Source organism: Massilia sp. Bi118, assembly GCF_918697865.1.
GTDB lineage: Bacteria > Pseudomonadota > Gammaproteobacteria > Burkholderiales > Burkholderiaceae_D > Telluria.
Genome location: NZ_CAKKMV010000005.1, coordinates 239,801 through 259,125 on the forward strand (window position 1 = coordinate 239,801; position 19,325 = coordinate 259,125).

18 protein-coding genes and 1 pseudogene are annotated in these 19,325 nt (G+C 66.0%); 9 read left to right on the top strand and 10 right to left on the bottom strand.

All coding sequences use genetic code 11. The features are described from left to right. Positions 1-133 precede the first annotated feature (133 nt). Positions 134-835 carry a sigma-70 family RNA polymerase sigma factor gene (locus LQV39_RS09735; RefSeq protein ID WP_230024806.1) on the top strand — a complete coding sequence of 234 codons (702 nt, stop codon included), beginning with the start codon at positions 134-136 and terminating at the stop codon, positions 833-835. Positions 836-838: 3 nt separating this feature from the next. Here LQV39_RS09735 and LQV39_RS09740 read toward each other — a convergent pair whose 3' ends face one another. Further along, complete coding sequence (locus LQV39_RS09740) at positions 839-1,759, bottom strand: LysR substrate-binding domain-containing protein (protein WP_230024808.1); 921 nt, start codon at positions 1,757-1,759, stop codon at positions 839-841. Between the two features lie 143 nt (positions 1,760-1,902). Between LQV39_RS09740 and LQV39_RS09745 the strand changes: the two genes are divergently transcribed. Genes LQV39_RS09745 through LQV39_RS09760 form a run of 4 tightly spaced genes read left to right on the top strand, consistent with a single transcriptional unit; the run spans position 1,903 to position 4,985 of the window. Then, positions 1,903-2,739, top strand: a complete 837-nt coding sequence (locus tag LQV39_RS09745; protein ID WP_230024810.1) for a CmcJ/NvfI family oxidoreductase — start codon at positions 1,903-1,905, stop codon at positions 2,737-2,739. Positions 2,740-2,753: 14 nt separating this feature from the next. After that, on the top strand, positions 2,754-3,377 hold the full coding sequence (locus LQV39_RS09750; RefSeq protein ID WP_230024812.1) for a 2-hydroxychromene-2-carboxylate isomerase: 624 nt from the start codon (positions 2,754-2,756) through the stop codon (positions 3,375-3,377). Continuing rightward, positions 3,359-3,754, top strand: a complete 396-nt coding sequence (locus tag LQV39_RS09755) for a VOC family protein (RefSeq protein WP_230024814.1) — start codon at positions 3,359-3,361, stop codon at positions 3,752-3,754. The genes LQV39_RS09750 and LQV39_RS09755 overlap by 19 nt, the downstream gene beginning before the upstream one ends. Before the next feature lie 40 nt (positions 3,755-3,794). Further along, positions 3,795-4,985, top strand: a complete 1,191-nt coding sequence (locus LQV39_RS09760) for an NAD(P)/FAD-dependent oxidoreductase (protein ID WP_230024816.1) — start codon at positions 3,795-3,797, stop codon at positions 4,983-4,985. 307 nt (positions 4,986-5,292) lie between these two features. Here the strand turns inward: LQV39_RS09760 and LQV39_RS09765 are convergent, their stop codons facing one another. Both LQV39_RS09765 and LQV39_RS09770 read right to left on the bottom strand, forming a co-directional pair. Next, complete coding sequence (locus tag LQV39_RS09765) at positions 5,293-6,213, bottom strand: NAD(P)/FAD-dependent oxidoreductase (protein WP_230024818.1); 921 nt, start codon at positions 6,211-6,213, stop codon at positions 5,293-5,295. After that, positions 6,203-6,652, bottom strand: a complete 450-nt coding sequence (locus LQV39_RS09770; RefSeq protein WP_230024820.1) for an Rrf2 family transcriptional regulator — start codon at positions 6,650-6,652, stop codon at positions 6,203-6,205. Before LQV39_RS09770 ends, LQV39_RS09765 begins: the two co-directional genes overlap by 11 nt. A 149-nt stretch (positions 6,653-6,801) precedes the next feature. On the opposite strand from LQV39_RS09770, the gene LQV39_RS09775 reads away from it, so the two are divergent. After that, positions 6,802-8,085, top strand: coding sequence for an acetamidase/formamidase family protein (locus LQV39_RS09775; RefSeq protein WP_230024822.1), 1,284 nt, complete (start codon positions 6,802-6,804; stop codon positions 8,083-8,085). A gap of 107 nt (positions 8,086-8,192) precedes the next feature. On the opposite strand, the gene LQV39_RS09780 is transcribed toward LQV39_RS09775, so the two are convergent. The 4 genes and pseudogenes from LQV39_RS09780 to LQV39_RS09795 all read right to left on the bottom strand — a co-directional run. Then, positions 8,193-8,873 carry a YoaK family protein gene (locus tag LQV39_RS09780; RefSeq protein ID WP_230024824.1) on the bottom strand — a complete coding sequence of 227 codons (681 nt, stop codon included), beginning with the start codon at positions 8,871-8,873 and terminating at the stop codon, positions 8,193-8,195. 2 nt (positions 8,874-8,875) lie between these two features. Further along, positions 8,876-10,759, bottom strand: coding sequence for an amidohydrolase (locus LQV39_RS09785; RefSeq protein ID WP_230024826.1), 1,884 nt, complete (start codon positions 10,757-10,759; stop codon positions 8,876-8,878). 37 nt (positions 10,760-10,796) lie between these two features. Further along, a complete protein-coding gene (locus LQV39_RS09790; RefSeq protein WP_230024829.1) occupies positions 10,797-11,489 on the bottom strand; it encodes a hydrolase in 693 nt (230 codons plus the stop codon). 29 nt (positions 11,490-11,518) lie between these two features. Further along, positions 11,519-11,671 (bottom strand): annotated as a pseudogene (locus LQV39_RS09795) (DUF1427 family protein); the annotation flags it as partial. A 216-nt stretch (positions 11,672-11,887) separates the two neighbouring features. On the opposite strand from LQV39_RS09795, the gene LQV39_RS09800 reads away from it, so the two are divergent. Together LQV39_RS09800 and LQV39_RS09805 are read left to right on the top strand one after the other, a co-directional pair. Beyond that, entirely contained in the window at positions 11,888-14,638 is a 2,751-nt protein-coding gene (locus LQV39_RS09800; RefSeq protein WP_230024831.1) for a pitrilysin family protein, read from the top strand. A 160-nt stretch (positions 14,639-14,798) separates the two neighbouring features. After that, a complete protein-coding gene (locus LQV39_RS09805; RefSeq protein ID WP_230024833.1) occupies positions 14,799-15,218 on the top strand; it encodes a hypothetical protein in 420 nt (139 codons plus the stop codon). Between the two features lie 114 nt (positions 15,219-15,332). Here the strand turns inward: LQV39_RS09805 and LQV39_RS09810 are convergent, their stop codons facing one another. Continuing rightward, positions 15,333-17,042, bottom strand: coding sequence for a M1 family metallopeptidase (locus LQV39_RS09810; protein WP_230024835.1), 1,710 nt, complete (start codon positions 17,040-17,042; stop codon positions 15,333-15,335). A gap of 138 nt (positions 17,043-17,180) precedes the next feature. Here LQV39_RS09810 and LQV39_RS09815 point away from each other — a divergent pair, with 138 nt between their 5' ends. After that, positions 17,181-17,774, top strand: a complete 594-nt coding sequence (locus tag LQV39_RS09815) for an isochorismatase family protein (protein ID WP_230024837.1) — start codon at positions 17,181-17,183, stop codon at positions 17,772-17,774. Positions 17,775-17,795: 21 nt separating this feature from the next. On the opposite strand, the gene LQV39_RS09820 is transcribed toward LQV39_RS09815, so the two are convergent. Together LQV39_RS09820 and LQV39_RS09825 are read right to left on the bottom strand one after the other, a co-directional pair. Beyond that, positions 17,796-18,095, bottom strand: coding sequence for a hypothetical protein (locus LQV39_RS09820; protein ID WP_230024839.1), 300 nt, complete (start codon positions 18,093-18,095; stop codon positions 17,796-17,798). Between the two features lie 204 nt (positions 18,096-18,299). Further along, positions 18,300-19,286, bottom strand: coding sequence for an LLM class flavin-dependent oxidoreductase (locus tag LQV39_RS09825; protein ID WP_230024841.1), 987 nt, complete (start codon positions 19,284-19,286; stop codon positions 18,300-18,302). Between the last annotated feature and the right edge of the window lie 39 nt (positions 19,287-19,325).

Below are 19,325 nucleotides of genomic sequence, written 5' to 3' on the forward strand. Positions count from 1 at the left end.
CTAGAGTGGAAGTACTGCCCGCTTGACGCTGCCGGCCTGGCCCGGCGTGACCTTTCGAAAAATATTGTGATGGACTGTCACATCCGCACCGCGCCGGGCGTCAGGCAGCACCAGTACCGCAAAGGAGATCACGATGCCCCGCACCCAAGACCTCGACGCCGCCCTGTTCGAACAGCTGCGCCCGCGCCTGACCGCGATCAGCCGCCGCATCGTCGGCAGCGAGGCGGAGGCGCAGGACATCGTGCAGGACTGCTACCTGAAATGGCATCGCGCCGAGCAGGGCCTGCTGGCGACGCCGGCGGCCTGGCTGACCACCGTCGTGCAGCACCAGTCGATCGACCGCCTGCGCAAGCGCGCGCGGGATGCGGTGGCGGAGCTGGCGGCCGGCGAGCTTGTTCCCGATACGCCGGTCCTGTTACCGGAGGAGGCCTTGTTGCGGCTGGACGAGGTGGGCGAGGTGCTTGCCCGCCTGCTGGCCTGCCTGTCGCCGTCCGAGCGGCTGGCGCTGGTGCTGCATGAAGTCTTCGAATGCGAACATGCGGACATCGCGGCGGTGCTGGGAACAAGGGCCGTGAACGCGCGCCAGCACCTGGCGCGGGCGCGCAAACGCCTGCGTCTGCGTCTTCAGGCGGAAGGGGCGGCGCGGGCGGAGGAGAAGCTGTGCCGCGAGCTGGTGCGGCGCTTCCAGGCCGCGATCAATGGGCTGGACGTGCCCGCGATGGTGATGGTGCTGGCGATGGAGCAGCCGGTGTCCGTGTGCGACTTGCCGCAAGCGCGGCTGGGCGCCAAGGCCTGCGCCAACGACGCGGTGTATGTGTTCAGCCTGGCGGCCTAGCCTTCATTCCATCGCGGCCCGCGTCGTCGCCGCTTCGGCCAGGATCCAGTCCCGCACCGCCGACAGCGCGCGGCTGCCGGCGCCGCGCCGTTCCAGCATCCAGTAGCCGTGATCGGTGGCCACCGGCGGCCGGCGGGTCGCGAGCGCAAGCTGGCCCTCGGCGATCAGCTTGCCGACCAGGGCCAGGCGGCCGAGCGCCACGCCCTGTCCCGCGAGCGCCGCCTGCGCCACCTGGTCGTACTGGTTGAACAGCAGGCGCCCGTTCCCCGAGGCGCCCGCCTTGTGCCCGGCGTCGCGCAGCCAGTGCTTCCACTGCAGCCAGGGCCGCGAACTGTCGTCGTAGTCGATCAGCACCTGGCGGCGCAGCTGCCCCGGATCCTCGATCGCGCTCACGCCCAGCGATGGATGGGCCACCGGCGCCAGCACCTCGCTGAACAGGCGTATCGCGCCCTCCGGCGCCTGCGCGTCCGGGCAGAAGCGCAAGGCCAGGTCCATGCCGTCGCGTTCCAGGTCCATCACGCGGTTGGTGGCGGCCACGCGCACGTCGATGTCGGGCGCACTGCGCTGGAAGGCGCCGAGGCGCGGCAGCAGCCACAAGGCCGTCACGCCGATGGTGGCCGTGATCGTGATGCAGGGCCGCTCGCCGCCAGGGCGCAGGGTCTCGATCGCGCCGCCCAGCTGTTCCAGCATCGGGTCCGCCGTGCGGAACAGGTGCCGGCCTTCCAGGGTGAATTCGATGCTGCGGTAGGCGCGCACGAACAGGCGGCAGCCGAGCGCCGTCTCGAGCGCCTGGATCTGGCGGCTGACCGCGGACTGCACGATGCACAGGTCCTGGGCGGCGAGCGTAATGCTCATGCGGCGGCCGACCGCGACGAAGGTCCGCAGCAGGTCGAGCGGCGGCAGGTCGATCAAGCGGTTCGGCATTCGTCAGGGCTCCCAGTCGGACTGCATCGTCAGTCTCACATGCCCATATGGCATGCGACGAGGTCATTTTAAACGTTTGAACGGCGCCCGCAGACGGTTTGTAATGAAGGCTCCAGACCACCTCATATGTTCAAGGAGCCAGCATGCATGCGGCACCCGTCAACATCGAGCCCGTCAGCGCGACGCTCGACTACCTGCAAAGCGCGCTTGAAAAGCCCGTCACCTACATGCTGGCGCCGCCCGGCGGCCACACCTGGGAAACCGGCTACTACGCGGCAACGCCCGTGCGCATCCGCGACGGTCGCGGCAGGGCAGATCCGCCCGCGCTCGAGCGCGAAGGCTTCCAGCTATGCAGCGCGCCGAGTGCGATGCGGGACTTTGGCCGGCGCGAGGAAATCCAGCGCGTCTACTACCCCGAGATGGAAGCACTCGCGCTACTAGTGAGCGGCGCCAGCCGCGCCATCGTCTTTGACCATCTGGTGCGGCGGCGCGCGCCGGGCACGCTCTCGCCCTTCGGCGCGCGCGAGGGCCAGCGTCCGAGCGCCGCCACGCGCGTCCACTGCGACTTCACGCCCGCATCGGCGCAGCGCAGGCTGGCGCTGGAAATGGAAGCGCGCGGGATCGCCCAGGTCTCCCGCTTCGCCATCTTCAACCTGTGGCGCAGCACGCGCCTGCCGGTCCTGGACGCACCGCTCGCCGTCTGCGATGCGCGCACTGTGAACCCGGCGGACCTCGTCGCCGCCGACATCGTCTATCCGACCCGCACCGGCGAGATCTTCGAAGTGCTGCACAACCCCGCCCACGCCTGGACCTACTTCCATGGCATGCAGTTCGACGAGGTGCTGCTGTTCAAGCAGTACGATTCAGCTGAAGGCATGGCATGCTATACGCCGCACGCCGCGTTCGCGCATCCGGCCACGCCGCCGGGCACGCCGCCGCGCGAGAGCATCGAGATCCGCTGCCTCCTCATTTTCGACTGACAGGAACAGAGCCCATGCAGACCATCGAATTCTGGTTCGACTTCGGCAGCAACTACAGCTACCTGAGCATGATGCGCATACAGCGCCTGGCGCTTGAAGCCGGCCTGCGGGTCGCGCTGAAGCCCTTCCTGCTCGGTCCGATCTTCAAGAGCCTGGGATGGGAGACCTCGCCCTTCGTGCTGCAGACCATGAAGGGCAATTACGTGTGGCGCGACATGCAGCGCCAGTGCGCCAAATACGGCCTGCGCTGGCAGCGCCCCTCGGTCTTCCCGCGCAGCGCGCTGCTGGCCGCGCGCGTGGCGCTGCAGGGCGAAGACGCGCCCTGGCTGGCGGCCTTCTGCGAACGGCTCATGCTGGCCAACTTCGCGGACGACCGCGAGATCGGCGACGAGACGCTCATCGCCGGCGTCCTCGACCAACTCGGCGCCGACAGCGCGGCCATCATCGCGGCCGCCAGAACCGACGCCTGCAAGGCCGCGCTGCGCGCCCGCACCGCCGAAGCCCAGGCTCGCGGCATCTTCGGCGCGCCCATGTTCTTCATCGGCGACGAGATGTTCTGGGGGAACGACCGCCTCGAGGATGCCATCGCTTACGCCAAAACCACAACAGGAGATAAGGCATGTTCAGTCACGTCATGATCGGTTCGAACGACATCGACAAATCCAAGCGCTTCTACGACGCCGTGCTCGGCACGCTGGGCGCGGGCGAACCCTTTCGCAGCCGCGCGCCCTCGGGCCACACGCGGCTGTTTTACCGGCACGAGGGCAGCACCTTCTGCGTGAGCGAACCTATCGACGGCGAAGCCGCCACCTGCGCGAACGGCGGCACCATCGGCTTCAAATGCGCGTCCCCGGAGCAGGTGCGGGCCTTCCACGACACCGCCATCGCGCACGGCGGCGTCTCGATCGAGGAGCCGCCGGGCTTGCGCGACAACGGTTTCGGTCCGCTCTACCTGGCCTATGTGCGCGACCCGGACGGGAACAAGCTGTGCGCGCTTCATCGTGTCAAAGCATGAAGCTGGGCTTGATTGGGCGGGCATCGTCTAGAATGCCCGGATGATGCCAAACAGCAATCAACTCAGCGTTGGAATAGTCGGGGCTGGCACCGCCGGCCTGGCGGCAGCCATTGCACTTGCTCGCGCCGGACATCGCGTCACGGTGTTTGAAAAGCACGCCGCCATGGCGCCGCTCGGCGCCGGCGTGCTGATACAGCCGCAGGGCGTCGCAGCACTGGACATGCTCGGCGTCGGCCGAGCCTTCCGTCGCGCCAGTGTCCCGGTGACCGGCCTGCTGGGCACATGTCATCGCGACTGGACCCTTGTCGATATCCGGTATGAGAAAACGCCAGCGCGTGGCGTGAGCCGCCTTGCCCTGTCGCAGGTGCTGCTCGACGCTGCGCTTCCCCTCGGCGTGCGCATCCGGTTCGGCAGTCCCGTGGACCGGATCCTGTCCGATGGCAGCACGGCCTCGGTGCATGTGGGCAGTACGGTTTGCGCTTTCGACCTCGTCGTCATTGCAGATGGCGCCGCTTCTACCTTGCCCGCGCAGGCAGGGATGGCGGTGGCGTCGACCGTCTACGAGTGGGGCGCATTGTGGGCAATGTTCGTCGTGGCGCATTGGCCGGGTGAAGCGCTGCTCGAGCAGCGTTACCACGGCACACACAAAATGTTCGGTCTGATGCCCACCGCCTGCGTCGACGGCAAGCTGCGCTTGTCGATGTTCTGGAGCCTGCCTTGCCGCGACCATGCCGCGTGGCGGGCGCGGCCACTGGAGGACTGGAAGGCTGAATTACTGGCGCTCTGGCCGGGATCGGCGCCTGTCGTGAACCAGATCGTGCGCCACGACCAGTTCGCGCTCGCGACCTACCGCCATGCCCGCGCCAAACGGCTTGCGAACGGACCGGTGTGCGTCATCGGCGATGCCGCGCATTCGATGAGTCCACAATTGGGTCTCGGCACGACCCTGGCGGTACAGGATGCGCTGGCGCTGGCGGAGGCTGTCGGGGAGCACGGCGCCATTCCCGGCGCCGCGATGTACTCAAAACGTCGCCTTGGCGTGGTGCGCAACTACCAGCTGCTCAGCAAGGCGCTGACGCCATGTTTTCAGGCCCACGGCCGTGGCTTGTGGCGGGATGTGCTGTTTGCAGCGGGCGTAAAAACCCCTGGTATCAAGACGCTGATGTATCGGAGTATTGCGGAGCCGGCGTCCGCGAACAGGCACGCATCGACGGACATGGCGGACAGCTAAGCTTTGCGTTGAACGGCAGAGTTATGTCGAGGGTCAAACGTAAATTTAGCGACGGGCCTTCAAAATCGATCTGCCAATGGCAGCCCCAATTGCGACCCCCGGACCAATGCCGAGGCCAGGATGGCCGATCATGGCGCCAATCCCGTATCCAATCGCCACGCCGTAACAAATCCAAAGGGCCATAAATTTTCTATCTTTTTTGCTTGGTGAATCGTGCATAGTTCGTTTATTTTGAAATCCGAATGACCGTTCCTTGCCGGTTGCAGCGCTCGCCGACACCGGCGTCATATACGCGCATTGGGATGACTCAGGCCGCGTGATTCAATTCCTCAATCAAGGACCGGTGTGCCGCGACGCCAGCCATAGCGCCATCCGCGACCGCGAACGCCACATTGCCTGCCGCCCGGGCCATGTCGCCGCAACAGAATACGCCGGGCACGCTGCTGGCTTTTTGTTCATCGGTCCAGACAAAATCGCCGATCGGACCCTGTTCCAGCGCACAGCCAAGCTGCGCGGCGAGCGGGCTGGCGATATGCGTGCTCGATGCAACGAACAGCCCCGCCATCGGCAGGCGCCGGCCGTCGCGCAGCACGACTTCGGCTTCGCCTTCGATGCGCGCCACCGGTGTGCGTTCGAGGGTGACGCCGCGCCGCTCGAGCGACGCCAGTTGCGCGGCATTTGGTTCGAAAGCGTCGTTCAGCAGCAAGGTGACACGGCCCCAGTCCGGCAGCATGAGGGCGTGGTGCATCGACAGTTCGCCGGTCGCCAGCACGCCGATGTCGCCTTCGTTCAACTCGTAGCCGTGGCAGTAGGGGCAGTGGAAGGCGCTCTTGCCCCAGCGTTCTTCCAGCCCTTCCACAGGCGGCAAGGTGTCGACCACTCCCATGGCCAGGACGAGCCGGCTGCCGCACACGCTGCCGCCGTCGGACAGCGTGACACGAAAGCCGTCGCCTTCCGCAGCGGCGCCCGCCGCGGTATCCCTGGCCCAGGCAACGTTGTCATAGGCTTGCAGCTGCGCGCGTCCATCCGCGGCGATGGCCGCCGCTTCGCTGCCGTCCTGAGTGAGGAAACCGTGCGAACGATGGGCATGACGGTTGCGGCGCCGGCCGGCGTCGATCACCAGCACGCGGCGGCGCGCCCGCGCCAGCTGCAAGGCGGCGGACAGGCCGGCATAGCTGCCGCCGACGACGATGACGTCGAATTCGGCATGGTCGGTTCTAGTTTTCATGGTTTCCTCCTCGGTGTTGGGCATATTCCGCATTGAAGCGCTCGGACAGTTCCGCGAGCGTGACATTCGACAGCCGTTGGATCAGCAGCGCTTCGGCTTCCTCGAAGGCGCTGGCCAGGGATTGGTTGACGGCCTTTTCGACGAGGCACTCGGGGTTGTCCATCCGGTTGCCCATCGCGAACACAGTCGGCGATCCGACCGCCTCGTAAATGTCGCGCAGGGTGACCTGCTGCAGGTCGGCCGTCACTACCCAGCCGCCGCCATGCCCTTTGCCCGAGCCGACGTAGCCGCGTTCGCGCAGACCGGCGAGGGTGCGCCGCACCAGCACGGGATTGGTGTCAAGGAAGCCCGCAAGCTCCTCCGATGTCAGCGGGCGCTCGCTGTGCGCCATGTGCAGGAGAAGGTGGAGGATGGAAGATAGCTTACTGTCTCGTCTCATGTAACTTATGATAGTACAAAATTCAGAGGCGTGCAGATTATTTTCGGCCGCTGCCGCTGCCGCTGCCGCGGCCTTCCGGACTCTCCACATTCTCTCCACAGTGCTGTCCTACACTGCTTGCTTCAACCTTCAGCAGAGAGATACGAACCATGCGATTCGCCATCTTGATCGGCCTGTTGTTCGCCGCGCTGCCCGCCCGCGCGGGAGAAACCTGGCTGCTGCAAGTCGACCGCTGGGGCACGCTCTCGGCGATGACGCTGTCGATCGAGGACGATGACGGCCGCCTGAGCGGCACCCTCGACGGCGATGTCTTGCAGGGACGACGCAGCGGCAAGAACATCGCTTTCAGCGTCAAGGACCGGTATGGCAAGCGCTACGAGTACGGCGGCAGCATCGACGGCAAGGGCATGCACGGCAGCGCGGATTTTCCCGGCACGAACGATGCCGGTGCGCGCGTGCGCCACACATTCGGCGCGCGCCGCTTGCCGGTGCGGGTATCGAATGCGCCGCAAAGCCATACCTATGTCCCGGCCGATTATTCGAACGTATTCAGCGCCACCCGAGCGCCCGTGCTGACGATCTGGCCCGGCGATTCGGTCCACACGACAACCGTCGATTCGGGCGGCGTGGACGAACACGGCATCACGCGCGCCCTGTACGGCAACCCGCAGACCGGGCCCTTCTTCGTGATGGGTGCGGAGGCCGGCGATACCCTCGTCATCCACCTGCGTCGCCTGCGTCTGAACCGCGATTGGGCCGATAGCCTGGATGCCGTGGTCGCACGCGCCCAAACCACCAGTTTTGCAGCGCAGGCCATGGCGCTCGGCAAGCCGGTGCGCTGGAAGCTGGACCGCGAACGGGGCCTGGCCAGCCCGCTGCAGCCCGGTCCCGGCCTGGCCGGCTTTGCCGTACCAACGCGCCCGATGCTGGGCGGCCTGGCGGTGGCGCCCCCGGACGGCCCGGCGGTGTCGACCGGCGATACCGGCCGCTTCGGCGGCAACATGGATTTCAACGAAGTCGTGGAAGGCAACACGGTCTACCTGCCGGTGCAGCAGCCGGGCGCCTTGCTTTATCTGGGCGATGCACATGCACTGCAGGGCGATGGCGAAATCTCGCAGTTCGCGCTTGAGACCTCGATGGACGTCGACTTCACGATCGGGCTCATCAAAGGCAAGGCGGTGGCGATGCCACGCGTCGAATCGCCGACCCATATCATGACGCTGGGGCAGGCCGGCTCGCTCGACGAGGCGGTCAAGATGGCCACGGCGGGCCTGGTGCAGTGGTTGCAGCAGGATTTCGGCCTGAGCTTGCAGGAAGCGTCGATCGTGCTCGGCAGCGCTATCGAATACAGGGTGGCGAACTTGGCGGGCCGGAGCGTGGGTGTGGCTGCAAAGCTGGACAAGCGGCTGATCCGGCGCAGTCCGCTACCTTGAACGGGATGCGGCGATCACGATCCGATCCACTGCTCCAGGCCGTTTGCAGACTTCGCAAAGCGCTCTTCTTCCGAAGAACGTTTGCTGGCTCACCCGGCCGACATTATTTATTGCGCCTCCGGCTCAGGCAGCCACAAATGCACAGCCAGGATCGCCACCGGCACGATCAGCGCCACGAAGCCCACCGCCAGATAGGCAAAGGCCGCCGCCCCGCAGCCCAGCGCAAAGGCCAGCACCGGCCAGAAGAATTTCGCGCAGCGCGCCTTGGTTGCCGCATCGGCCGCGCCGCGCAAACGGTCGACCGTGTCGATGACCAGTTGGGTGACGTTCCCGGTCATCATCGAGGTCGGCGCCAGGTGGGTCAGCAGCAGCTTGCTGGCGGCGCTGTGCGCGCCCATCGCGGCCGCGCCGAACAGGCCCGCCGCCATCGCCAGCGCGCCGACCTGGCGGCTGACCGGCTCGGCCAGCATGCCGCAGACCATGAAGCCGATCAGCAGCACCAGCTGCAGCAGGTAGGACGGTTTCACGGCCGGCTTGCCGCGTCGCTCGCAACTGGCCACCAGCAGCCGGGCCGCGGCCACGCCGAGGATGAAGGCGGGGAAGGCCAGCAGTTTCAGTAAGGTCGGCGTCTGGCCCGGATCGGCCAGCGCCACCGCGATCAGCACGAAGTTGCCGGTGACGTGGGCGGTGAACAGGCCGAACAGGGCGGTGAAGCCGAGGGTGTCGACGTAGCCGGCCAGGAAGCCCATGCCCACGCCCTGCAGGCGTGCGAAATTAGACGTCGTCATGATCAGAACGCGAAGCAGCTGCAGCCGAAGGCGCCCCAGAAGCCGCCGAAGTCCTGTACCGGTACGGTCGACTTGCGGGCCTTGTCGTGCTGGTGGGCGTGCACGCCGCAAGGGCCGCTGCACTGGTGCGGCATCGCCACGCGCGCTTGCTGCGGCTGCGGTGCGGCACGGCGCCAGTGTCCCGGCACCTTCTGCACCGGCGACCACTCCGGCAGCACCGGAATCGGCGGCGGCCCCAGGCTCGTGAACTCGGCCGCGCCGTAGACGATGTCGCCGCCGACCACGGTCAGCACCGATTCCAGCGCCTTGATCGCATCGATGGGCACGCTGAAGAAGTCAGCGGACAGCACCGCCAGGTCGGCCAGCATGCCGACCTGGATCCGGCCCTTGCGTCCCTGCTCGTTCGAGAACCAGGCGCTGCCCGAGGTCCACAGTTCCAGTGCGACGCTGCGTTCGAGCAGGCCATTGTCGCCGTACAGCGGCAGGCCGCCGACGGTGCGCCCACTCACCAGCCAGTACAGCGCGGTCCAGGGGTTGTAGCTGGCCACGCGGGTGGCGTCGGTGCCGGCGCCCACCGGCACGCCCGTCTCCAGCATGTGTTTCACGGGCGGGGTCGCCTTTGCGGCTTCCTTGCCGTAGCGGTCGACGAAGTACTCGCCCTGGAAGGCCATGCGGTGCTGGATGGCGATGCCGCCGCCCAGCGCTTTCACACGTTCGATGTTGTGCTGGCTGATGGTCTCGCAATGGTCGAACATCCAGTGCAGGCCGTCGAAGGGGATCTCACGGTTGACCTTTTCGAACACGTCCAGCATGCGCGTGATCGATTCGTCGTAGGTCGCATGCAGGCGGAAGGGCCAGCGGCTCGCGACCAGGTGGCGCACCACTTTTTCCAGCTCGTCTTCCATGCCGGGCGCCAGTTCCGGACGCGGCTCCAGGAAGTCTTCGAAGTCGGCCGCCGAGAACACCAGCATCTCGCCGGCGCCGTTGTGGCGGTAGTAGTCGCTGCCCTGGCCGGGCGTCACCATCTTTGTCCAGCGCTGGAAGTCTTCCAGTTCCTGGCCCTTGTTCTGGGTGAAGAGGTTGTAGGCGATGCGGATCGTCAGCTGCCTGTTGCGGTCGAGTTCCTCGATGACGGAATAGTCCTCGGGGTAGTTCTGGAAGCCGCCGCCGGCGTCGATCGCGCTGGTGATGCCGAGGCGGTTCAGCTCGCGCATGAACTGGCGCGTCGAATTCACCTGCAGGTCGTAGGGCAGCTTCGGGCCTTTCGCCAGCGTCGCGTACAGGATCATCGCGTTGGGGCGGGCGATCAGCATGCCGGTCGGGTTGCCGGTGGCGTCGCGCTGGATTTCGCCGCCGGGCGGATTCGGCGTGTCCTTCGTATAACCGACGGCGCGCAGGGCGGCGCGGTTCAGCAGGGCGCGGTCGTACAGGTGCAGGATGAAGACCGGCGTATCCGGCGCGGCGGCGTTGATCTCTTCCAGGGTCGGCATGCGGCGCTCGGCAAACTGGAACTCGCTCCAGCCGCCCACCACGCGCACCCACTGCGGATTCGGGGTGCGGTCGGCCTGTTCCTTCAGCATGCGCAGGGCGTCCGCCAGCGAAGGCACGCCTTCCCAGCGCAGCTCGAGGTTGTAGTTCAAGCCGCCGCGGATCAGGTGCAGGTGGGAGTCGTTCAGGCCGGGGATGGCGGTGCGGCCGTTCAGGTCGACGACCTGGCTGCCCGCGTCGCGGTGGCGCATCACCTCGTCGATGCTACCAACGGCGAGGAAGCGGCCGTCGCGGATGGCGACCGCGCTGGCATGCGGCTTGTCGCGGTCGAGCGTGGCGAAGCTGCCGTTGATGAGGATGAGGGTTGGCGTGTTGGACGCGGTCGATTGTGCCTGCATGTCGGACTCCCTGTTGTTTCGAATGATGGTAGCGCGCTTAGCGAATCGCTGCCGGCACCGGGACCAGCACTTCGTTGTTTCCATGGCTGCGCGCCGGCGCCTTGTGCACCATCGTGTAGGCGTAGTCGACGCCCATGCCGTACGCGCCCGAGTGCTCGGTGACGATCTTCATCACGGCATCGTAGGTGTCGCGGTGGGCCCAGTCGCGCTGCCATTCCAGCAGCACCTGCTGCCAGGTCATCGGCACCACGCCGGCCTGCACCATGCGCTGCATCGCGAAGTCGTGGGCGTCCTTCGAAGTGCCGCCCGAGGCATCGGCCACCATGTAGATCTCGTAGTCGCCTTCCAGCATGGCGGAGAGGGCGAAGGTGGTGTTGCAGACTTCGGTCCACAGGCCGGCCACGATGATTTTCCTGCGGCCGTTGGCTTTCAGCGCGTCGCGGACTTTCTGGTCGTCCCAGGAATTCATCGAGCTGCGTTCGAGGATGACGTGGTCGGGGAACACGTCCAGGATTTCCGGGTAGGTCTTGCCGGAGAAGGAGTCCGATTCCACGGTGGTGATCGTGGTCGGGATGCCGAAGGCTTTCGCCGCCTTGGCCAGGCCGACCACGTTGTTCTTCAGGGTCTGGCGGTCGATCGACTGCACGCCGAAGGCCATCTGCGGCTGGTGGTCGATGATGATCAGCTGCGAGTTTTGCGGGGTCAGGACTTCCAGTTTCGGGTTGCTCATGATGTGCTCCTTCAGTTGATGAATTGGTGGATCAAGTGTTTTGCCGCCGGTACCGCCTGTTCGCCGATCAGGATGCCCAGCAGGCCGACCAGGGCGACGACCGGCGGGGCCGGCGAACGCACGCCCAGCAGGCCGTAGATCGCGCCAACCAGCAGGCCGGCGCCCAGGGATATCAGGTACATGCTTGGCTCCTTGGTAAAATTCGTCGATCGCTTCGAAGCTTCAGTCTGTTGTGTGTTTCGCTGCGATGGAGCCATTATGCGATGACGGATAGGTAACGAAAAACGGATAATTTGCGAGTCTTCCATCGAAATTTTCGAATGTACATCCGGGGTGCATGATCCGTGCGGGCGGTGTGGCGGCTTAGAATGGGCGCCCCGGATTCCAGGAGGTTGCGCATGCGCCCGTCCATGCTTCTGGCCCTGCTGCTGGCCATGCCGATGTCGGTCTCTACAGCCGCACCCGCGGCCGCCGTCGACATCCCCATCCCCGACATCCCCTACACGAAATTCGTGCTGAAGAACGGCCTGACCGTACTTGTGCATGAGGATCACAAATCGCCGGTGGTGGCGGTGAACACCTGGTACCACGTCGGCTCCAAGAACGAGAAGCGAGGCAAGACCGGCTTCGCCCACCTGTTCGAGCACCTGATGTTTTCGGGCAGCGCCAACTTCGACAAGACCTTTCTTTCCGCCCTGGAAGGCATCGGCGCGAGCGACCTGAATGGCACCACCAACAAGGACCGCACCAATTACTTCGAGACCGTGCCGACCTCGATGCTCGACTACGCGCTGTTTGCCGAGAGCGACCGCATGGGGCACCTGCTTGGCGTGCTCGACCGGAAGAAGCTGGACCTGCAGCGCGGCGTGGTGCAGAACGAGAAGCGCCAGCGCGAGAACCAGCCCTATGGCGTGGTCGAGCAGATCGTCACCGAGAACACCTGGCCGGCGAACCACCCGTATTCCTGGACCACGATAGGGGCGATGGAAGACCTCGACGCCGCCTCGATGCAGGACGTGACCGACTGGTTCCGCGGGAACTACGGCCCGAACAACGTGGTGCTGGTGCTGGCCGGCGACCTCACGCCAGCGCAGGCGCGCGAGAAGGTCGAGAAGTACTACGGCGACATCCCGCCCGGCCCGCCGGTGGCCAGGCAGCGCGAATGGATCGCCAGGCGCAGCGGCACCCACCGCAGCAGCGTGCAGGACCGCGTGCCGCAGGCGAGAATCTATCGCGTGTGGAACGTGCCGGGCGCGGATACGCCGGAAGAAGCCTTGCTCGACCTCGCGGCCCACGTGCTGGGCGGGAGCAAGACCTCGCGCCTGTACCAGCGCCTGGTGGTGAAGGAACAGCTGGCCACCTCCGCCTTTTCCAGCGACGACTCGAGCGAGATCGCCGGCCAGTTCGGCGTCAACCTCACCGCGCGTCCCGGCGCCGACGTCGCGCGCATGGAGCGCATCGCGGATGAAGAGCTGCGCGCGCTCATGAAGACGGGGCCGCGCGAGGACGAGCTGCGGCTGGCGAAGACCGCGATCCTGGCGCAGTACGCGCGCATCGTCGAGCGCGTCGGCGGCTTCGGCGGCAAGAGCGACATGCTGGCGCGCTGCATGACGTTTACGGGCGATCCGGATTGCTACAAGACCTACCTGAAGCGCATTCAGGCGGCCACACCGGCCATGGTGCGGCAGGCCATGCTCACCTGGCTCGGCGACGGCGACTATGTGCTGCAGGTCGATGCCTTCCCGGCCGGCCTTGCGCCAACGGTCACCACGCTGGACCGCAGCAAGGGGCCGCCGCCCGGCCATCCCGAAAAGCTGCACCTGCCGCCGATGCAGTCGGCGCAGCTGTCGAACGGCCTGAAGGTGGTGCTGGCAGAGCGTCACGGCGCGCCGGTGGTGAATCTGTCGATGATGATCGATGCCGGCTTCGCTTCCGATTCGCACGAGTTGCCCGGCCTGGCCAGCCTGACGCTGCGCATGCTGGAAGAGGGTACAAGCACGCGGTCCTCGCTGCAGATCAGCGCCGGGCTGGAAGGGCTGGGCGCCTCCTTTGGCGCCGCCACCAACCTGGACGGCGCCTTCGTCAACATGAACGTGCTGGCGCCGACCCTGCCGCGCGCGCTGGGCCTGTATGCCGACCTGGTGCTGCACCCATCCTTCCCGCAGGCGGATTTCGAGCGCCTGCAGCGCGACCGCATCGCCGCCATCGCCCGCGAAAAGACGGTGCCGCGCGCGATGGCGCTGCGCGTGCTGCCGGGACTCATCTACGGCAAGGACCACGCCTACGGCTTGCCGCTGACCGGCACCGGCACCGAGGCAGCGGTGGCGCGCATGACGCGGGCCGACCTGGTGCGCTATCACCAGGCCTGGTTCAAGCCGAACAACGCGACCCTGCTGGTGGTGGGCGATACCACGATGGCGGCCTTGACCCCGCTGCTGGAAAAAGCCTTCGCCGGCTGGCGGCAGGGCGCTGTACCCTCGAAAAATGTGGCGCAGGTGGCGCCGCCGGACAAGGCCGTCATCTACCTGATCGACCGTCCGGGCGCGCTGCAGAGCGACATCGTGGGCGCCCAGCTGGCGCCGCCGCGCAATACGCCGGATGCGGTGGCGCTGAACTTGCTGAACGACGTCTTCGGCGGCACCTTCAGTTCGCGCCTGAACATGAAGCTGCGCGAGGACAAGCACTGGTCCTACGGCGTCGGTTCCTCGCTGGTGGCGGCAAGGGGGCAGCGCATCCTGTTCAGCGGTTCGCCGGTGCAGACCGACCAGACCGCGCCGGCGCTGCGCGAGCTGGTGCGCGAATACGCGGACATCGCCGGCGCGCGCCCGATCACCCAGCTTGAACTGAAGGCGGCCCAGGACAACGAGACCCTCGGCCTGCCGGGCGCCTTCGAGACCATCGCCCAGCTCAGCAACGGCTACGCCACCATCCTGCAGTACCGCCTGCCCGAGGACTATTACAACACCTACACCGACAAGGTGCTGGGCCTGGGCACGGCCGAGCTGAACGCGCTGGCGGCGCGGACGATTCTGCCGAAGCGGCAGCTATGGATCGTGGTGGGCGATATGAGCAAGGTCGAGGCCGATGTGCGGGCCCTGGGCCTCGGCGAAGTGCGCAAGATCGATGCCGATGGGAATCTGCTGCCCTGAAAGGCCGCGTTTGCAATCAGATGTAACCGGACTGCGTGCGCTGCCCCACAGAAGATGGTTTTTTGTTACGGTTTGGCACAAATGGCAATCGTGCGCAGGGTTTTGGGAGTGTAGGATACGTCCATACACTTTGTTTATTTAATAACAACAGGAGCCCATCATGAAGACCACGACCATTTCTCTCTCGAGCATCGTTCTTGCTGCTGCCGTGCTGATGACCGGCTGCCACAAGGCTGAACCGACCGACACCAACGGCATGGGCCCGGCCCAGGCCGCAGGCGCCGCTGTCGACAACGCCGCCGCGAATACCGCTGCGGCGACCCGTGAAGCCGCCGCCGATACGGCTGCCGCCGCTGACCGCGCCGGCGAGAAAATCGACGCTGCCACCGACCGCGCCGCCGTGAAAGTCGACGCCGCTACCGACCGCGCCGCCGCCGACATGAAAGAAGCCGGCGCCGAAGTGCGCCAGGAATCGAAGGAAGCCGCTGCGAACGTGAAGGAAGGCGCGAAGGATGCGACCGCTGCTACGGGTCGCGCACTGGAGCGTACTGGCGAGAAGATGCAGAACGCTTCGAAGTAATAGCACACCCGTCGTCCCCGCGCAGGCGGGGATCCAAGTTCGTTGCGTATCGCTAGCGCTCAATGCTAGTGGCGTGCGTAAAACTTGGGTCCCCGCCTTCGCGGGGACGACGTTTTACGAAGCCTTCTCACGCTTCTTCTTCATCTCCTCCTGCCACTGGTGGTAGCGCTCGATATGCTGCTCCCTGCGCAGCACCTTCGAATGCGGGTCCAGCGTATAAGCCGCGCCCTCAGCCAGCGCAATACTCCCGCGCCCATCCGTCATCGGCACGTTCACCACGCGATCCCCCACCTTCACCTCCACCGGCATCGGGAAAGGCGTGTTCTTCTCTGTCTTCCAGGCCAGCTGCAAACTTCCGCCGCTGCGTGTCGCCTGCAGCTCAGGCAAATCCTTCTGGTACAGGTAAGCCTGGAAGAACCAGTCCAGGTCGCGGCCGCTCACGCGCTTGGCGATGGCGATGAATTCCGGGGTCGTGCCGAAGCGCGGGGCGAAGTTGCCGGGGCGCGGGTCGGGCGTGCCGTAGACTTCTTCGCGCACGGTGCGAAAGAAGGCTTCGTCGCCGATCAGATTGCGCAGGGTGTGCATGACCAGCGCCCCCTTGTTGTAGATGTCCTGGCCGGGGCCGCCGCGCTTGGTGTCGTAGACGTCTTCTTCCAGCCGCGGCTTGCCGGACACCATCGGCGCCTTGTTCTCGATCAGGCCGCGCTGGCGCATCAGCCAGGCGAAATATTCGAGGTCGCCGCGCAGGCTTTGCATGTACAGCGGCTGCATGTAGCTGCCCAGGCCTTCGTGCAGCCACATGTCATCCCAGTTGGCGTTGGTCAGCTGGTTGCCGAACCATTCGTGGGCGAATTCGTGCTGCAGCAGCTCGTCGTAGCCAAAGGCTGTCTTCGCGTACTTGTTGCCGTAGGCGTTGATGGTCTGGTGCTCCATGCCCAGGTGCGGGGTCTCGACCACGCCCATCTTTTCGTCGCCGAAGGGGTAGGGGCCGATCGTGCTTTCGAAGAAGTCCAGCATGGGCGCGAACTCGGCAAACAGTTCCTTCGCGCCTTTTTCATTCTGCGGCAGGTACCACATGCGCAGCGGAATCACGTTGCCGTAGCGGCTGCGGTATTCGCCGGACAGCAGCTGGTAGGGCGCGACGTTGACCGAGATGCCGTAGGTGCTCGGGTTCTTCGTTCGCCAGTGGTACGTGCGCCAGCCGTCCTTCTCATCCATGCCCATGGCGACGCCGTTGCCGGCCGCCACCAGCGGCGCCGGCACGGTGATGTGCTCGTCGACCACTTTCGCTTTTCCGGTCGGGTGGTCGATGCAGGGCCAGAACAGGTCGCAGCCTTCGCCCTGCACGGCGCTTGCCACCCAGGGCTGGCCGTCCGGCGTCTGCGACCAGACGAAACCGCCGTCCCAGGGCGCCTTCTTGGCCACGTGGGGCTTGCCGTGGTACTGCACGCGCACGGCAATCTGCTTGCCGGGCTCCAGCGGATGCGGCAGGTCGATGGTCAGTTTGCCTTCCGGATTGCGCCAGCTCGTGGCGGGCAGTGGCTGGCCGTCGACGACGATGGCGTCGATCGGCAGGTTGCGGTCGAGGTCGAGCTCGATGCTGGACAGCTGCGCACGGGTGCCGAAGGTGAGCGTGACGTCGCCGGCGATGCTGCGGGTGGCGGGCTCGATGCGCAGCTTGAGGTCGGCCTTGTCGAATTCGAGGGCTTGCTGGGCTTCGCTGCGGGCGGCGCCGGAGCCGGTGCTGTAAGCGGTGAGGGGAGGCTGGGTGGTGCTGCAAGCCGCCAGCAGCGCGCTGGCGCCGGCGATGGCGATTTTCTTCATGGTCTGCGGCGTTTGCCGTCTCTAGTGTTGATCCCTGGGCAATTTATCACAGAGCCCAGGTCCGGTCTGTATTAACGGCGGGCGCAGCGCGCGCCGCTTGCCGCGGGTCTGGTGAATACTTTGCGCAAGGAGGATTGAATGGACAAGAACCTGAATATCGACATCGGCCGTACGGCCCTGGTGCAGATCGACCTGCAGAACTTCAATGTACAGAGGGAGCTGGCCCCGCATCCCGCCGAGCGGGTGGTCGGCAATTGCGTGCTGCTGGCCAGCGAAATGCGCGACCGCGGCGGCATGGTGATTTTCGTGCGCGTGCAGCTGGACGAGCTGCGCCTGCCACCCGCCGACAACCCGATGTTCAAGCCCGGCACGCCGGCCCCGCCGCCGGAGGCATCGCACATGGCGGCGTCGGCCCAGGTGCAGGCCCAGGACCACGTGGTGACCAAGCGTACGTGGGGCGCCTTCTACGGCACCGAGCTCGACCAGCTGCTGCGCCGGCGCGGCATCAAGACCATCATCATGACGGGCATCGCCACCAACTACGGCGTCGAGTCGACCGCGCGCGCGGCCTTCGACCGTGGCTACGAACTGGTCTTCGTGGAAGATGCGATGAGCAGCGGGAATGGCGACGCGCACAAGAACTGCTGCGAGAATGTGTTCCGCAACATGGGCAAGGTGCGTTCGACCCGCGATCTCATCGATGCCTTGCAGGCAGGCACCGGCGACGCCTGAACATCGCCGGATGCTGCCAGCTTAGCGGCGGGCAGCCGGCGCCTGGCCGTTCTGCGCCCGGGCGTTGGCCTGGGCTTGGGCATTCGCCTGGGCCTGGGCATTTGCCCGAGCCTGCGCCTTGGCCTGCTCACGCTCCTGCCTTTTCGACATGTGGTGGCCCACGGCGCAGCCGACGGCCGCGCCGAGCACGTGGTGCCTGCCGAGGAAATGGCCGCCGACGGCGCCCGCGGCCGCCCCTTTCAGGCAGCTGGGCTTGGCATAGGCGGCGCCGGTCGAGGCCAGCGAGAGGACGATGGATGCTGCAATCAGTTTGGCATGCATGACAGGACTCCGTTAGTAGGTCGATGAGGCTAGCCTAGGCCCGGCAAACCCGGCCGACTGTTCGCCACCCAACGGAAACAACGATCTCGGCGCCACCCCGGTTGACCAAAAGCAGTTGCCAAAAACCGGGGTCAGACCCCGATTTTTGGAAATATCTACTGAGCAGTTGCCAAAATTCGGGGTCTGACCCCGGTTTGAGGAAGATTAAGAGCCGCGGGCGATGTCGGCTGTGATTTCGTAGGAGCGCAGGCGGGCGGCGTGGTCGAAGACTTGCGAGGTGACCATCAGTTCGTCCGCGCCGGTGCGTTCGATGAAGCCTTTCAGCTGGGCCGAGACGGTGGCAGGCGAGCCGATGGCCGAGCAGGACAGTACCGAATCCAGCATGGATCGTTCAGGCGGGCTCAGCAGATCGAGATAGCCCTCGACCGGCGGCTTCAGCCTGGTCGGGCGGCCGCTGCGCAGGTTGATGAAGGCTTGCTGCATCGAGGTCGCGCGGAAATGTGCTTCGGCATCGGTGTCGGCCGCGAACACGTTAAAGCCGAGCATCACGTAAGGCTTGTCGAGCTGGGCCGAGGGACGGAAAGTAGCGCGGTAGAGCTCGATCGCCTGCATCATCATCTGCGGTGCGAAGTGGGAGGCGAAGGCATACGGCAGGCCGAGCGCGGCCGCCAGCTGGGCGCCGAACAGGCTGGAGCCGAGGATCCAGACCGGCACGTCCAGGCCGGCGCCGGGCACCGCGCGCACTTGCCTGCGCGGCGAATCGGCAAAGTAATCCATCAGTTCCACCACGTCCTGCGGGAACTCGTCGGCATCTGAGGCCAGGTTGCGGCGCAGTGCGCGCGCCGTGGTGTGGTCCGAGCCGGGTGCACGGCCCAGGCCCAGGTCGATGCGGCCCGGGAACAGCGAGGCGAGCGTGCCGAACTGTTCGGCAATGACCAGCGGTGAATGGTTCGGTAGCATGATGCCGCCGGCGCCGATGCGGATCGTCGAGGTGCCGTTGGCAACATGGCACATCAGGACGGAAGTCGCCGCACTGGCGATGCCCGGCATGCCGTGGTGTTCGGCAAGCCAGAAGCGCTTGTAGCCCCAGCGCTCGCCGTGCTGGGCAAGATCGAGCGAGTTGCGGAAGGAATCGGAAGCGGTGCCGCCCTCAACGATGGGGGCGAGGTCGAGTATCGAGAGAGGAATCATGGAGCCATGATACGCCGATCGGTTTTTTCTCGCCGGCGG

What these genes read in the sequence shown, in the direction of transcription:
- LQV39_RS09815 (WP_230024837.1), top strand. Translation starts at nt 17,181, where the DNA reads ATGGACAAGAACCTGAATATCGACATCGGCCGTACGGCCCTGGTGCAG.
- LQV39_RS09820 (WP_230024839.1), bottom strand. Translation starts at nt 18,095, where the DNA reads ATGCATGCCAAACTGATTGCAGCATCCATCGTCCTCTCGCTGGCCTCG.
- LQV39_RS09790 (WP_230024829.1), bottom strand. Translation starts at nt 11,489, where the DNA reads ATGAGCAACCCGAAACTGGAAGTCCTGACCCCGCAAAACTCGCAGCTG.
- LQV39_RS09780 (WP_230024824.1), bottom strand. Translation starts at nt 8,873, where the DNA reads ATGACGACGTCTAATTTCGCACGCCTGCAGGGCGTGGGCATGGGCTTC.
- LQV39_RS09745 (WP_230024810.1), top strand. Translation starts at nt 1,903, where the DNA reads ATGCATGCGGCACCCGTCAACATCGAGCCCGTCAGCGCGACGCTCGAC.
- LQV39_RS09735 (WP_230024806.1), top strand. Translation starts at nt 134, where the DNA reads ATGCCCCGCACCCAAGACCTCGACGCCGCCCTGTTCGAACAGCTGCGC.
- LQV39_RS09825 (WP_230024841.1), bottom strand. Translation starts at nt 19,286, where the DNA reads ATGATTCCTCTCTCGATACTCGACCTCGCCCCCATCGTTGAGGGCGGC.
- LQV39_RS09765 (WP_230024818.1), bottom strand. Translation starts at nt 6,213, where the DNA reads ATGAAAACTAGAACCGACCATGCCGAATTCGACGTCATCGTCGTCGGC.
- LQV39_RS09755 (WP_230024814.1), top strand. Translation starts at nt 3,359, where the DNA reads ATGTTCAGTCACGTCATGATCGGTTCGAACGACATCGACAAATCCAAG.
- LQV39_RS09810 (WP_230024835.1), bottom strand. Translation starts at nt 17,042, where the DNA reads ATGAAGAAAATCGCCATCGCCGGCGCCAGCGCGCTGCTGGCGGCTTGC.
- LQV39_RS09740 (WP_230024808.1), bottom strand. Translation starts at nt 1,759, where the DNA reads ATGCCGAACCGCTTGATCGACCTGCCGCCGCTCGACCTGCTGCGGACC.
- LQV39_RS09770 (WP_230024820.1), bottom strand. Translation starts at nt 6,652, where the DNA reads ATGAGACGAGACAGTAAGCTATCTTCCATCCTCCACCTTCTCCTGCAC.
- LQV39_RS09760 (WP_230024816.1), top strand. Translation starts at nt 3,795, where the DNA reads ATGATGCCAAACAGCAATCAACTCAGCGTTGGAATAGTCGGGGCTGGC.
- LQV39_RS09775 (WP_230024822.1), top strand. Translation starts at nt 6,802, where the DNA reads ATGCGATTCGCCATCTTGATCGGCCTGTTGTTCGCCGCGCTGCCCGCC.
- LQV39_RS09800 (WP_230024831.1), top strand. Translation starts at nt 11,888, where the DNA reads ATGCGCCCGTCCATGCTTCTGGCCCTGCTGCTGGCCATGCCGATGTCG.
- LQV39_RS09785 (WP_230024826.1), bottom strand. Translation starts at nt 10,759, where the DNA reads ATGCAGGCACAATCGACCGCGTCCAACACGCCAACCCTCATCCTCATC.
- LQV39_RS09805 (WP_230024833.1), top strand. Translation starts at nt 14,799, where the DNA reads ATGAAGACCACGACCATTTCTCTCTCGAGCATCGTTCTTGCTGCTGCC.
- LQV39_RS09750 (WP_230024812.1), top strand. Translation starts at nt 2,754, where the DNA reads ATGCAGACCATCGAATTCTGGTTCGACTTCGGCAGCAACTACAGCTAC.